Genomic DNA, 14,256 nt, shown 5'->3' on the forward strand with positions numbered 1-14,256 from the left:
CGGGGCCGTTAAACGCGGAAACCGCCCCCCGCTGCCCCGGTATCGGGGAGCAGGAGGCGGTTCCATACTGGCGGCTAGCGGTAGTCGCTGCCCAGGTCGTAGTCATCCAGCGGGATGGCGTGGAACTCGGGCGTCAGCGAACCGTCGGCGCCGGCGTAGTCGAAGTCGCCGAAGGCGCTCGGGCCGGTAAACAGGTTGGCCTTCGCTTCCTCCGTCGGCTCCACCGACACCTGGGTGTACCGGTCCAGGCCGGTGCCGGCCGGGATCAGCTTACCGATGATGACGTTCTCCTTCAGGCCCAGCAGCGGGTCGGACTTGCCCTCCATGGCCGCCTGCGTCAGGACGCGGGTGGTCTCCTGGAAGGACGCGGCCGACAGCCACGACTCGGTGGCGAGCGAGGCCTTGGTGATGCCCATCAGCTCGTCACGGCCGTTGGCCGGCTGCTTGCCCTCGGAGACGGCCTTGCGGTTCTCCGCCTGGAAGCGGCTTCGCTCGGCCAGCTCGCCCGGCAGCAGGTCGGTCTCGCCGGACTCGATCACGGTGATGCGGCGCAGCATCTGGCGGACGATGACTTCCACGTGCTTGTCGTGGATGCCGACGCCCTGGCTGCGGTACACGCTCTGGACCTCGTCCACCAGGAACTTCTGCGCCTGGCGCGGGCCGAGGATACGCAGCACCTGCTTCGGGTCCTTGGCACCGGTGACCAGCTGCTGGCCGACGTCCACGTGCTGGCCGTCTTCGACCAGCAGGCGTGCACGGCGCAGCACCGGGTAGGCGATCTCTTCCGAGCCGTCATCGGGGGTGACGATGACGCGCATCTGGCGCTCGCCGTCCTCGATGGACACGCGTCCGGCCACTTCGGCCATCGGCGCGACACCCTTGGGGGTACGGGCTTCGAAGAGCTCCTGGATACGGGGCAGACCCTGGGTGATGTCTTCCGCGGAGGCTACGCCACCGGTGTGGAAGGTACGCATGGTCAGCTGGGTACCGGGCTCGCCGATCGACTGGGCGGCGATGATGCCGACCGCCTCGCCGATGTCCACGGTCTTGCCGGTGGCCAGCGAGCGGCCGTAGCAGAGCGCGCAGGTACCGACGGCGGACTCACAGGTGAGCACGGAGCGCACCTTGATCTCGGTGATGCCGGCGTCGATCAGTTCCTGGATCAGCACATCGCCGACGTCGGCGCCTGCCGTGGCCACCACGGTGCCCTCGGAGTTCACCACATCGGTGGCCAGCGTGCGGGCGTAAGCGGAGTTCTCCACTTCTTCGTGCCGGCGCAGTTCACCGTTGTGGTCGGCTTCGGCGATGACCGTGTTCAGGCCGCGTTCGGTGCCGCAGTCCATTTCGCGCACGATCACGTCCTGCGAAACGTCCACCAGGCGGCGGGTCAGGTAACCCGAGTTGGCGGTACGCAGCGCGGTGTCGGCCAGGCCCTTGCGGGCACCGTGCGTGGCGATGAAGTATTCCAGCACCGACAGGCCCTCGCGGTAGGAGGACTTGATCGGGCGCGGGATGATCTCGCCCTTCGGGTTGGCCACCAGACCACGGATACCGGCGATCTGGCGGACCTGCAGCCAGTTGCCACGGGCACCGGAGGACACCATGCGGTTGATGGTGTTCTCCTTGGTCAGGTTCTTCCGCATCGCGTCGGCAACCTCGTTGGTCGCCTTGTTCCAGATGTCGATCAGTTCCTGGCGCCGCTCGTCGTCGGCGATCAGGCCCTTGTTGTACTGGGACTCGACGCGGGCGGCCTGGGTCTCGTAGCCCTCCATGATGGCGGCCTTTTCGGCCGGGGCCGCGATGTCGGAGATCGCCACGGTCACGCCGGAACGGGTCGCCCAGTAGAACCCGGCGTCCTTGAGGTTGTCCAGCGTCGCCGCGGTGACGACCTTCGGGTAGCGCTCGGCCAGATCGTTCACGATCGCCGAGAGCTGGCCCTTGTCCGCCACGTTCGCCACCCAGGGGTAGTCATCGGGCAGCGTGTCGTTGAAGATGACCTGGCCGAGCGAGGTTTCGATCAGCGCTTCCTGGCCCTCTTCCCAACCCTCCGGTGCCGGCTGGTCCGCGCTGGGCACGAAGCCGGGCACGCGGATCTTGACGACGGAGTTCAGGTGCAGCTCGCCGGCGTCGTGGGCCATGATGGCCTCCGCCGGGCTGGCGAAGACACGGCCTTCGCCGGTTCCGCCTTCGCGCTTGGTGGTCAGGTGGTGCAGGCCGATGATCATGTCCTGGGAGGGCAGGGTCACCGGACGGCCGTCCGACGGCTTCAGGATGTTGTTCGAGGAGAGCATCAGGATGCGCGCCTCGGCCTGGGCCTCGGGGCTCAGCGGCAGGTGCACGGCCATCTGGTCGCCGTCGAAGTCGGCGTTGAACGCGGCGCACACCAGCGGGTGCAGCTGCAGCGCCTTGCCTTCGACCAGCTGCGGCTCGAACGCCTGGATGCCCAGCCGGTGCAGGGTAGGTGCACGGTTGAGCAGCACCGGGTGTTCGGTGATGATCTCTTCGAGCACGTCCCACACCTGCGGGCGGAAGCGCTCCACCATCCGCTTGGCGCTCTTGATGTTCTGCGCGTGGTTCAGGTCCACCAGCCGCTTCATGACGAACGGCTTGAACAGCTCCAGCGCCATCTGCTTGGGCAGGCCGCACTGGTGCAGCTTCAGCTGCGGGCCGACCACGATCACGGAACGGCCGGAGTAGTCGACGCGCTTGCCCAGCAGGTTCTGCCGGAAGCGGCCCTGCTTGCCCTTGAGCATGTCGGACAGCGACTTGAGCGGACGGTTGCCCGGCCCGGTGACCGGACGGCCGCGGCGGCCGTTGTCGAACAGCGAGTCCACGGCTTCCTGCAGCATCCGCTTTTCGTTGTTGACGATGATTTCCGGCGCGCCCAGGTCCAGCAGGCGCTTCAGGCGGTTGTTGCGGTTGATCACGCGGCGGTACAGGTCGTTCAGGTCGGAGGTCGCAAAGCGGCCGCCGTCCAGCTGCACCATCGGGCGAAGCTCCGGCGGGATCACCGGAACGGCGTCCAGCACCATGCCCAGCGGCGAGTTGGTGGTGGTCAGGAAAGCGTTGACCACCTTCAAACGCTTCAGGGCGCGGGTCTTGCGCTGGCCCTTGCCGTTCTTGATGATGTCGCGCAGGGACTCAGCCTCGGCAGCCATGTCGAAGTTCTCGAGGCGGTTCTTGATGGCTTCGGCACCCATGGCGCCTTCGAAGTAGAGGCCGTAGCGGTCGCGCAGCTCGCGGTAGAGCCCCTCGTCGCCCTCGAGGTCGGCGACCTTGAGGTTCTTGAAGCGGTCCCAGACCATGTCGAGGCGCTCGATCTCGGCGTCGGCACGCTTGCGCACGTTGGCCATCTGGCGGTCGGCGGAGTCGCGGGCCTTCTTCTTCTCGGCGGCCTTGGCGCCCTCGCCCTCCAGCCGGGTCAGCTCGTCCTCGAGGTCCTTGGCGATCGCCGCGATGTCGGAGTCGCGGGTATCGGCCAGCTGCTTCTTCTCCAGGTCGTGCTCGGCCTGCAGGTTGGGCAGTTCCTCGTGGCGGCGCTCCTCGTCCACGCTGGTGATCATGTAGGCGGCGAAGTAAATGACCTTTTCCAGGTCCTTCGGCGCCAGGTCGAGCAGGTAGCCCAGGCGGGAGGGGACACCCTTGAAGTACCAGATGTGGGTGACCGGGGCGGCCAGCTCGATGTGGCCCATCCGCTCGCGGCGGACCTTGGCACGGGTGACCTCGACGCCGCAGCGCTCACAGATGATGCCCTTGAAGCGCACGCGCTTGTACTTGCCGCAGTAGCACTCCCAGTCGCGGGAAGGTCCGAAGATCTTCTCGCAGAAGAGGCCGTCCTTCTCGGGCTTCAGGGTGCGGTAGTTGATGGTTTCCGGCTTCTTGACCTCGCCGTAGCTCCAGTCGCGGATGTCGTCCGCGGTGGCAAGGCCGATGCGCATGAGGCCGAAGGAGGATTCGCTGGACATATGGTCCCTGTTCTCTCTTGTTCTCTAAATCTGAAAGTCTGTCGGGTTACGGACAGAGGGCGCCGTGCGGCGGGCCGGCCGCGGTGCTCCAAGGCACCGGCGGCCGGCCGGCGCGGCTAGACCTCTTCGACGGAACTCGGCTCGGCCCGGGAAAGGTCGATGCCCAGTTCTTCCGCGGCCCGGAAGACTTCTTCATCCGAGTCACGCATTTCGATCGCGGTGCCGTCGGTGGAGAGTACTTCCACGTTCAGGCAGAGCGACTGCATTTCCTTGATCAACACCTTGAAGGATTCGGGAACACCCGGCTCCGGGATGTTCTCGCCCTTGACGATCGCCTCGTAGACCTTGACGCGGCCGTGGATGTCGTCGGACTTGATGGTGAGCAGTTCCTGCAGGGTGTACGCGGCGCCGTAGGCCTCCAGGGCCCACACTTCCATTTCGCCGAAGCGCTGGCCGCCGAACTGCGCCTTGCCGCCCAGCGGCTGCTGGGTGATCATCGAGTACGGGCCGGTGGAACGCGCGTGGATCTTGTCGTCCACCAGGTGGTGCAGCTTCAGGATGTACATGTAGCCCACGGACACCGGATCCGGGAACGGCTGGCCGGAGCGGCCGTCGAACAGACGGGCCTTGCCGGAGGCGCCGATCAGGCGCTCGCCGTCGCGGGTCGGGTTGGTGGCATCCAGCAGCCCGGTGATCTCGAACTCGCTGGCACCGTCGAACACCGGCGTGGCCACCGTCGTCGGACCCGACTGGCGGGGCAGGTTCGGCAGGTCCTTGGCCCAGTCCGGGTTGCCCTCGATGTTCCAGCCCTGCTTCGCGGCCCAGCCGAGGTGGATTTCCAGCACCTGGCCCACGTTCATGCGGCCGGGGACACCCAGCGGGTTCAGCACGACGTCGACCGGGGTGCCGTCTTCCAGGAACGGCATGTCCTCGACCGGCAGGATCTTGGAGATGACGCCCTTGTTGCCGTGGCGCCCGGCGAGCTTGTCGCCGTCCGTGATCTTGCGCTTCTGCGCCACGTACACGCGCACCAGCTGGTTCACGCCCGGGGGCAGCTCGTCGTCGTTGTCGCGGTCGAAGATCCGCACGCCGATCACCGTGCCGGACTCGCCGTGCGGGACCTTCAGGGAGGTGTCGCGCACTTCGCGGGACTTCTCGCCGAAGATCGCACGCAGCAGGCGCTCCTCCGGGGTCAGCTCGGTCTCGCCCTTGGGGGTCACGCGGCCGACGAGGATGTCGCCGGCGTCGACCTCGGCGCCGATGTGGATGATGCCGCGCTCGTCCAGCTGGGAGAGCACTTCCTCCGACACGTTCGGGATGTCGCGGGTGATTTCCTCGGCACCGAGCTTGGTGTCGCGGGCATCAACCTCATGCTCCTCGATGTGGATGGAGGTCAGCACGTCGTCGGAGACCACGCGCTGCGACAGGATGATCGCGTCCTCGAAGTTGTGGCCCTCCCAGGACATGAAGGCCACGAGCAGGTTCTTGCCCAGCGCCAGTTCGCCCTGGTCGGTGGACGGACCGTCGGCGATGATGCTGCCGGTTTCCAGCCGCTGGCCCTCGGAGACGAGGACGCGCTGGTTGTACGCGTTGCCCTGGTTGGAGCGGGCGAACTTCATGATCGGGTACCGGGTCTCGGTGCCGTCGTCGTTCAGGGCGGTGACCAGGTCCGCGGAGACCTCGGTGACCACGCCCGGCTTGGCGGCAACCACGGAGTCGCCGGCGTCGACAGCCGCGTAGCGCTCCATGCCGGTGCCGACCAGCGGGGCTTCCGAACGCAGCAGCGGCACGGCCTGGCGCTGCATGTTCGCGCCCATCAGCGCGCGGTTGGCGTCGTCGTGCTCCAGGAACGGAATCAGGGCGGTCGCCACCGACACCATCTGGCGCGGGGAGACGTCCATGTAGTCGACCTCGGTGGCCGGCACGAGCACCGGCTCGCCGCCGCCGCCGCGCTCCCGGCTGAGGACCAGGTCCTCTTCGAAGTGCAGGTCCTCGGTGAGCGGAGCGTTCGCCTGGGCGATCACGCACTCGATCTCGTCGTCGGCCGTGAGGTAGTCGACCTGGTCGGTGACCTGGCCGTCGACGACCTTGCGGTAGGGGGTCTCGATGAAACCGAACGCGTTGATCCGCCCGTAGGAGGCCAGCGAGCCGATCAGGCCGATGTTCGGGCCTTCAGGGGTCTCGATCGGGCACATGCGGCCGTAGTGCGAGGGGTGCACGTCACGGACTTCCATGCCGGCGCGGTCGCGGGACAGGCCGCCCGGGCCCAGCGCGGACAGGCGGCGCTTGTGCGTCAGGCCGGCCAGCGGGTTGTTCTGGTCCATGAACTGGGACAGCTGCGACGTGCCGAAGAATTCCTTGATCGCTGCCACCACGGGGCGGATGTTGATCAGGGTCTGCGGCGTGATCGCCTCGACATCCTGCGTGGTCATGCGTTCGCGGACCACGCGCTCCATGCGGGAGAGGCCCGTGCGGACCTGGTTCTCGATCAGCTCGCCGACCGCGCGGATGCGGCGGTTGCCGAAGTGGTCGATGTCGTCGATCTCGACGCGGACGTCGTGGTCGGCGCCGTCGCGCTTACCCGGGATGGTGGTCTCGCCGGCGTGCAGGGCGACCAGGAACTTGATCATGGCGACGATGTCGTCATTGTTCAGGACCGAGGCGTCCGGATCCGTCAGCGGCTTGTCGATGCCCAGCTTGCGGTTGATCTTGTAGCGGCCGACCTTGGCCAGGTCGTAGCGCTTGGGGTTGAAGTACAGGTTGTCCAGCAGGGACTGGGCGGCCTCGACTGTCGGCGGCTCGCCCGGACGCAGCTTGCGGTAGATGTCCAGGAGGGCTTCTTCCTGGGTCTGCGTGGCGTCCTTCTCCAGCGTGGCGCGGATGGAGTCGTACTCGCCGAAGGTCTCCAGGATCTGGCCCTCGGTCCAGCCCAGGGCCTTGAGCAGCACGGTCACGGACTGCTTGCGCTTGCGGTCGAGGCGGACACCGACCTGGTCGCGCTTGTCGATTTCCAGCTCGAACCAGGCGCCGCGGGACGGAATGATCTTCGCGGTGAAGATGTCCTTGTCACTGGTCTTGTCGGCGGTCTTCTCGAAGTAGGCGCCAGGCGAGCGGACCAACTGCGAGACGACGACGCGCTCGGTGCCGTTAATGACGAAAGTGCCCTTGTCGGTCATCAGCGGGAAGTCGCCCATGAACACGGTCTGCTGCTTGATCTCGCCCGTGTTGTTGTTCATGAACTCGGCCTTGACGTACAGCGGCGCGGAGTACGTGGCGTCGCGGTCCTTGCACTCGGCCATGGTGTACTTCGGATCGGCGAACTCCGGCTCCGAGAAGCTCAGGGACATGGTGCCCTGGAAGTCCTCGATCGGGGAGATCTCTTCGAAGATGTCGGCGAGGCCGGAGGTGCCGGCCACACCCTGGCGGCCTTCTTCCTGGGCCTTGGCTACGCGCGCCTTCCAGCGTTCGTTGCCGACCAGCCAGTCGAAACTGTCGGTCTGAAGGGCGAGCAGATTGGGAACGTCAAGAGGTTCGTGAATCTTGGCGAATGAGAGCCGCCGGGTTGCTCCGTCGTTCGACGAGGCGTCCAGCAGGCTGTTAGCGGTATCGGTATTAGAGGTGCTCGAGGCGACCAAGAGGGATCCTTCCACAGACCTTCAGGCTTGTCCTGCGCTTCCGCACCGCCGGCACCCCGAATGGGGTCCGGACATCACCTGGATCCGCTATATGATCCTTGCCCGCCGCACGATCTGCAGTTAAACACAGATAGGGCGTGGCGAAGCCCACCGCTATATGAAGGCCAAAGGTTTTGAGGGAAGACGCAAATACTTAGTGTACGGCACCGCGTCGCGGCTTGTCCAACATGCCGGGCAGGCACCAGTCACCGCTCCCCCGCCATCGGGATTCGAGCGGCCTGCGGTGCGAAAGGGGCGTCTTCGCGGTTGTCTTCCCCGGGACAACGCCACCAGCATATACCGGCCCGCCCGCAATTTCCGGCCCGCGCTCCAGGCGAGTTGCCCAAACACGGGTAATCTGTGAAGCAGATCATACCCACGGCAGCAGCCATGTGGCCCCTGCTTGCGCAGGCCACAGGCGCGGAAAAGAGGCATCGACACCATGGCCGAGAACAACAGCAGCCGCGACGACGTCGTCATCCTGAACGGCGCACGCACGCCCACGGGACGACTGAACGGCCAGCTCGCGTCCTTCACCGCCGTCCAACTCGGTGGCAAAGCGATCGCCGCGGCGCTGAACCGCTCCGGCGTCGCCCCCGAACAGGTGGACGCGGTCATCATGGGGCACGTCATCCAGGCGGGCGCCGGCCAGAACCCCGCCCGGCAGGCGGCCATCGCCGCCGGACTGGGCTGGAACGTGCCGACCGTGACGATCAACAAGGTTTGCCTCTCCGGGCTGGCCGCCGTCACCGACGCCGCCCGGCTGATCCGCTGCGGCGAGGCGCAGGTGGTGGTGGCCGGCGGGCAGGAGTCGATGACCAACGGCCCGCACCTGCTGCCCGGTTCCCGCCAGGGCTGGACCTACGGCAGCCTGACCGCCCTCGATGCCACCGCCCACGACGGCCTCACCGATGCTTTCGACCACGAGTCGATGGGCGTCTCCACCGAGCGCCGGAACGCCGAGCTGGGCATTCCCCGCGAAGCGCAGGACGAAGTGGCCGCCGCCTCCCACCAGCGCGCCGCCGCCGCCGCCAAGAACGGGGTCTTCGACGACGAGATCGTCCCCGTCGCGGTGCCGCAGCGCAAGGGCGAGGACCTGGTGGTCGACAGCGACGAGGGTGTCCGCCCGCAGACCAGCGTGGAAAGCCTGGCCCCGCTGCGCCCGGCGTTTGCCAAGGACGGCACTATCACCGCCGGCAACTCCTCCCCCCTGTCCGACGGCGCGGCCGCCGTCGTGGTCGCGACCCGCGGCTTTGCCGAGGACAACGGCCTGGACTGGCTCGCCGTCGTCGGCCGTCCGGGGCAGGTGGCCGGACCGGACACCTCGTTGCAGTCGCAGCCGTCCAACGCAATCACCCAGGCGCTCAAGCGTGCGGGCTGGACCACGGCCGACCTGGACTTCATCGAGATCAACGAAGCCTTCGGGGCCGTGGCGGTGCAGTCGCTGCAGGACCTGGACTACCCGCTGGAGAAGTGCAACATCCACGGCGGGGCCATCGCATTGGGCCATCCGATCGGCGCCTCCGGCACCCGGCTGGCGCTGACGGCCGCCTTGGAACTGCGCCGGCGCGGCACCGGCAAGGCCGCGGTCTCCCTGTGCGGCGGCGGCGGCCAGGGCGAGGCGCTGCTGCTCTACCGGGACTAGCGGTTCCGGGCGGCCCCCGGCGGCCCGGCCGGGAATACCGGGCGGGCGCCGGGGCTTGAACCGGGCATGAGCAACGACTCCGGTGCCCCTGCCCTGCCGGCCGGCCTGCAGCGTTTCCTGGCCGGCGCCCAAGCCCACTCCCTGAAGGTCGACGTCGCCGAACGCGCCGGCGCCCGCAGCCTCGCGGAGGCCGCGCAGCTGCTGGGCATCGCCGAGGCCGACATCGTCAAGACCCTGGTCATCAAGCACAAGGACGGCTCGTTCCTGTTCGCCCTCATTCCGGGCGACCGGCAGATCTCCTGGCCCAAGCTCCGCTCGCTGCTGGGGGTCAACAAACTTTCGCTACCGCACGCCGATGTTGCCTACACGGCGACGGGATACCGGCGCGGCACCATCACCCCGCTGGGCAGCAGCACGGCCTGGCCCGTGTACGCCGACGAGTCCATCCGCGGCCGGCGGATATCGCTGGGCGCCGGGGAACACGGTTACTCCGCCTTCGTCGACGCCGATGCGCTGACCTCCGCGCTCGGCGCCACCGTCGCCGACATCTCCGACCCGGCCTGAGCCCGCCGGGCCCGGCCTGCGGCGTCCGGCCCGCACAGCACAAAGCCCCGCCGCCCGGTGGGGCGGCGGGGCTTTGCAGAAGCTAAAGAGAGCTTACTTGAGGGTGACGGTCGCGCCGGCAGCCTCGAGAACTTCCTTGGCCTTGTCGGCGGCTTCCTTGGTGGCGCCTTCGAGGACGGCCTTCGGAGCACTGTCGACCAGGTCCTTGGCTTCCTTGAGGCCCAGGGAGGTCAGCGCGCGGACTTCCTTGATCACTGCGATCTTCTTGTCGCCGGCAGCTTCGAGGACGACGTCGAACTCGGTCTGCTCCTCAGCAGCGGCTTCGCCGGCGCCGCCGGCTGCGGGGCCCGCAACGGCAACGGCTGCAGCGGTGACGTCGAAGGTCTCCTCGAACAGCTTGACGAACTCGGAGAGCTCGATGATGGTCAGTTCCTTGAAAGCTTCAATGAGCTCTTCGTTGGTGAGCTTCGCCATGGTTGGCGTCCTTCCTGATAGGTGATGCGGCTGGTGTGTCCGCACCAAGAGTTGGTTGGTGAAGAGTCTTACTGCTCTTCGGCGGCAGCCTCGGCCGGGGCCTCGGTTGCTTCGGCAGCGGGAGCTTCGGCTTCGGCTTCGGCAGCTTCGGCCGGAGCTTCGGCAGCGGCGCCGCCGTTCTCCTCCTGCTTGATGCGCAGCGCATCGAGGGTGCGGGCCAGTGCGGACATCGGCGCCTTGAGGACACCGGCGACGCGGGCCAGCTGGTGCTCGCGGGATTCGAGAGCGGCCAGCGCAGCAACGGCGGTTGCATCCAGGGCCTTGCCCTCGAAGATACCGGTCTTGATGATGAGCTGCGGGTTGGACTTTGCGAAATCCGTCAGGGACTTGGCGGCTGCAACGGCGTCACCCTTGATGAAGGCGATAGCAGTGGGTCCGGAAAGCTGGCCTTCGAACGCGTCGATGCCGGCTTCCTTGGCTGCAATGCCAGTCAGGGTGTTCTTGACGACCGAGAACTTGGTGTCCTGGCCGAGAGAAACACGCAGCTCCTTGAGCTGTGCAACGGTAAGCCCGCGGTATTCGGTTAGGACTGCAGCGCTGGATTCCTTGAAATCGCTGGTGATTTCTTCAACGGCTGCCACCTTGGTTGGCGTTGCCATAACCCTCCTTCCGGGGAATAGTGCCGGTGGTTCGGGTCGCACGCATAAAAAACGCCCCATGCAGGCGCACGGGGCTTGGTTCCCGCACCGGAGTTACGGCGGCGGGGCAATGCTTCGTTCACCTGCGCAGGCCGTCCCAGGCATGGGACTTTCGGTTGAAAACGTGGAGGATTTCAACGACCGACGGTCTTTGGTTCTTCAAGGTTACGGGATCCTGCCGCCGGACGCCAAATCGGCGGCCCGGAGCCGCGCCCACGACTGCACCCCCGGACGGATCAGCCGGCGGCCGACCGCAGCGCGGAGGCTCTCGCCGGGCCGGCGGCATTGGCGTCGAGGTCGTCCTGGACCTGGTCCACGTGATCCTCCATCGCCTCGCGGGCTCCCTGGGCGTCCCCGCTTTCGACGGCGGCGAGCACCCTGCGGTGCATGGCGAGGGTGCGGGTGCGCACGGCCTGCGCCCCAAACGCTTCCCGCCGCGCGTCGGCCAGCACCCGGCCCATCGGCACGAAGACCGCCGGAAAGAGGATATTGCCGGACGCCTTGAGGACCACCGTGTGGAACAGCCGGTCGGCTTCGACGAAGGCATCCGCGTCGCCCGCGGCGTCCGCGGCGGCCATCGACTCCAGCTCCCCGCGCAGCAACTCCAGGTCCGCAGCGGTGCGGCGGAGCGCAGCCAGCGCGGCGGCCCCGGACTCGACCAGGCGCCGCACTTCGAGCAACTGCCGCGAGGCGGCGGAGTCGCTCATGCTGTGCGCCGCGGCGCGGACGACGGCCTCGACCGAGGTCCACGACCCGGGCGGATTGATAAACGTGCCGCGGCCCCGCTGGATGCTGATCACGTTCATCGCCCGCAGCATGGTGAGGGCTTCCCGGACAGTCAGCCGGCTGACCTGCGACCGGGCGGCGATCTCGGCTTCGGTGGGCAGCGCGTCGCCGGGCGCCATCCGGCCGGCGATGATCTGCTCCAGCAGGTCTTCCGCCACCGTGTCAACCAGCGTCCTGCGTTCCATTGGCCCTCCCGCCACGCCCGGCAGCATGCCGGCGCGCTGACATCGTAACCGCCGCTGCCGGTTACCGGCGCGTAGCATGACGCTCCGGCGACACGTGTACGAACACGCCCGGTACGCCGTCACGCGGCGCCGGCCGGGCGGGTCTCCCCGGCCTGCGGCCCGGGACCCAGCTTCTTCTGCCAGGCGGCCTCGTACCCGGCCGGAGCGAAGCCGAGGGCGGTGTTGATGTCCAGCATGTGGCAGTTTTCGTCGGCGTTCCAGGTGTAGAGCCGGCGCCCCTGCGGCCACGCCTCCGCCACCCGCTGCAGGTTGCGGGCCTTGATCCACAGGCCTAGGCCGTGGCCGCGGTGGGCCCGCAGCACCAACGTGTCCTCCTGGAAGACCACCTCGGGCTGCTCCGGGAAGAATTCCAGCACCGTATGGCCCACCAGCCGGCCGCTGGGCACATGCCCGGCCGCGACCACCAGGCAGCGGCCGCCCTTGCGCCGCAGCTCCTCCTCATGGTGGCGGACGCGGGCGGCATCCCACGCCTCTTCCTCGTAGTCCAGGTCACCCAGCGGGACGTCGGTGCTCATCCGCTGCCGCAGGGCCGCGTACTGGTCCACCCAGTCCGGCGGGCAACCGTCGGCCCACTCGACCAGGCGGTAGTCCGCGCCGGCCTTCCCGGCAGCCGCCGACGCGTGGGCCGCCAGACTGTCCTGGTCGGCGGGGAGCGGCATCCTGCTGCACCGCTCCACCTGTTCGAGCCGGAAGCCGCCGGCCAGCGCGAAGCGCACGGCCGGCGCGGACGCCGGCAGGGCCCCGGACCCGGTCCCCGGCCGGAGCATGTCCGGGCCTCCTAAATCGAATCCGGCAGGATGTTCGCTCCAGGCCTGCAGGGTGGTCCGGCCCCGGCGGGCGGCGCAGGCCTCGGCTTCGGCCAGCAGCCTGCTTCCCACGCCCCGCCGCCGGTAGTCGGGATGTACGGCCACAAAGACGTACCCGTTGCGCGGGTTGTCCCGCAGCGACAGCTCGAGCAGGGCGCGCCCGACGTGCCGGTCCCCGTCCCTGGCCGCCCAGAGATACGTCACCGAGTAGTCGTTCGGCCGCGCCCCCTCGAGCCTCACTGCCGGGCTCACCCAGAAATCGTTGTTGCCCCAGATCAGCCCGTTGACCAGGTTGGCCAGCTCGGCGGAGGCGGCAAAGTCCGCACCGCCCGGGCCCTGAAGGGCGGGCGGGATCGGCAGCGGCGCGATCGTGATCGAGGTCGTGGGCATGCGTGCTCCTCGGCGCGAGGCAGTGATTGAGTAGTGCCAATCACACTACTGCATCCCGCCGCGCCGCACTATCTCCCGCTTAAACGGGCTATGGCCGCAGCATCTGCTGCGGCCATAGCCGAAGTGTCCGCCGTTGCCGGCGAACCTGAAGTCCCGGTTAGGCCTCCACGGCCACCTTGGTGACGTTCGGGTCCACGGAGATGCCCGGGCCGAAGGTGGTGGTGATGGTGGCCTTCGCGATGTACCGGCCCTTGGAGGCCGAGGGCTTCAGGCGCAGCACCTCTTCCAGGGCGGCGGCGTAGTTCTCCACCAGCTTGTTGGCGTCGAAGGACACCTTGCCGATGATGAAGTGGAGGTTGGCGTGCTTGTCGACGCGGAAGTCGATCTTGCCGCCCTTGATGTCGTTGACGGCCTTGGTAACGTCCGGGGTCACCGTTCCGGTCTTCGGGTTCGGCATCAGGTTGCGGGGGCCGAGGACCTTGCCCAGGCGGCCGACCTTGCCCATCAGTTCCGGGGTCGCCACGGCGGCGTCGAAGTCGGTCCAGCCGCCCTGGATCTTTTCGATCAGGTCGTCAGAGCCAACGAAGTCGGCGCCCGCGGCGATAGCGGCCTCGGCCTTGTCGCCGGTGGCGAAGACCAGCACGCGGGCGGTCTTGCCGGTGCCGTGCGGCAGGTTCACCGTGCCGCGGACCATCTGGTCTGCCTTGCGCGGGTCGACGCTGAGGCGGAAAGCCACCTCGACGGTCGCGTCGAACTTGGACGGGTTGGTCTCCTTGGCGAGAGTGATTGCCTCGACCGGGGCGTAAACCTTGTCCGCCTCGATCTTGGCTACAGCTGCCTCATATGCTTTGCTGCGCTTTGCCATCTGCTTTTTCTCCTTGTGCAGTTGTGGTCTGCGGACCGCGCCCGGCCCTGCCACAACGACGGCGGTGTTCCCACCTGTGGCGAGCTGTGTCGCCGTCGTTTTGTGAATTGTCTTGGTGAAGGCCTTGCTGGACATCTGTCCTGC

At 67.7% G+C, this 14,256-nt stretch carries 9 protein-coding genes; 2 read left to right on the forward strand and 7 right to left on the reverse strand.

Annotated elements, in window-relative coordinates:
* Nucleotides 1-74 precede the first annotated feature (74 nt).
* Both AC5RVV_RS06305 and rpoB read right to left on the reverse strand, forming a co-directional pair.
* Entirely contained in the window at nucleotides 75-3,965 is a 3,891-nt protein-coding gene (locus AC5RVV_RS06305) for a DNA-directed RNA polymerase subunit beta' (protein WP_494000498.1), read from the reverse strand.
* Between the two features lie 116 nt (nucleotides 3,966-4,081).
* A complete protein-coding gene (rpoB, locus tag AC5RVV_RS06310; RefSeq protein WP_494000499.1) occupies nucleotides 4,082-7,600 on the reverse strand; it encodes a DNA-directed RNA polymerase subunit beta in 3,519 nt (1,172 codons plus the stop codon).
* Between the two features lie 481 nt (nucleotides 7,601-8,081).
* On the opposite strand from rpoB, the gene AC5RVV_RS06315 reads away from it, so the two are divergent.
* On the forward strand, nucleotides 8,082-9,284 hold the full coding sequence (locus AC5RVV_RS06315) for an acetyl-CoA C-acetyltransferase (protein WP_494000500.1): 1,203 nt from the start codon (nucleotides 8,082-8,084) through the stop codon (nucleotides 9,282-9,284).
* 66 nt (nucleotides 9,285-9,350) lie between these two features.
* On the forward strand, nucleotides 9,351-9,848 hold the full coding sequence (locus tag AC5RVV_RS06320) for an aminoacyl-tRNA deacylase (RefSeq protein WP_494000501.1): 498 nt from the start codon (nucleotides 9,351-9,353) through the stop codon (nucleotides 9,846-9,848).
* 93 nt (nucleotides 9,849-9,941) lie between these two features.
* Here AC5RVV_RS06320 and rplL read toward each other — a convergent pair whose 3' ends face one another.
* The 5 genes from rplL to rplA all read right to left on the reverse strand — a co-directional run bounded on the left by rplL (nucleotide 9,942) and on the right by rplA (nucleotide 14,112).
* Nucleotides 9,942-10,322: a 50S ribosomal protein L7/L12 gene (gene rplL, locus AC5RVV_RS06325; RefSeq protein WP_494000502.1), complete on the reverse strand. Its 381-nt coding sequence runs from the start codon at nucleotides 10,320-10,322 to the stop codon at nucleotides 9,942-9,944.
* A 68-nt stretch (nucleotides 10,323-10,390) separates the two neighbouring features.
* Entirely contained in the window at nucleotides 10,391-10,981 is a 591-nt protein-coding gene (rplJ, locus tag AC5RVV_RS06330; RefSeq protein ID WP_494000503.1) for a 50S ribosomal protein L10, read from the reverse strand.
* A gap of 275 nt (nucleotides 10,982-11,256) precedes the next feature.
* A complete protein-coding gene (locus AC5RVV_RS06335) occupies nucleotides 11,257-11,991 on the reverse strand; it encodes a FadR/GntR family transcriptional regulator (RefSeq protein WP_494000504.1) in 735 nt (244 codons plus the stop codon).
* Between the two features lie 119 nt (nucleotides 11,992-12,110).
* Complete coding sequence (locus AC5RVV_RS06340) at nucleotides 12,111-13,247, reverse strand: GNAT family N-acetyltransferase (RefSeq protein ID WP_494000505.1); 1,137 nt, start codon at nucleotides 13,245-13,247, stop codon at nucleotides 12,111-12,113.
* A 157-nt stretch (nucleotides 13,248-13,404) separates the two neighbouring features.
* Nucleotides 13,405-14,112, reverse strand: coding sequence for a 50S ribosomal protein L1 (gene rplA / locus AC5RVV_RS06345; protein WP_494000506.1), 708 nt, complete (start codon nucleotides 14,110-14,112; stop codon nucleotides 13,405-13,407).
* Between the last annotated feature and the right edge of the window lie 144 nt (nucleotides 14,113-14,256).

The sequence above is a fragment of the Arthrobacter sp. MDT2-34-1 genome (assembly GCF_059091365.1).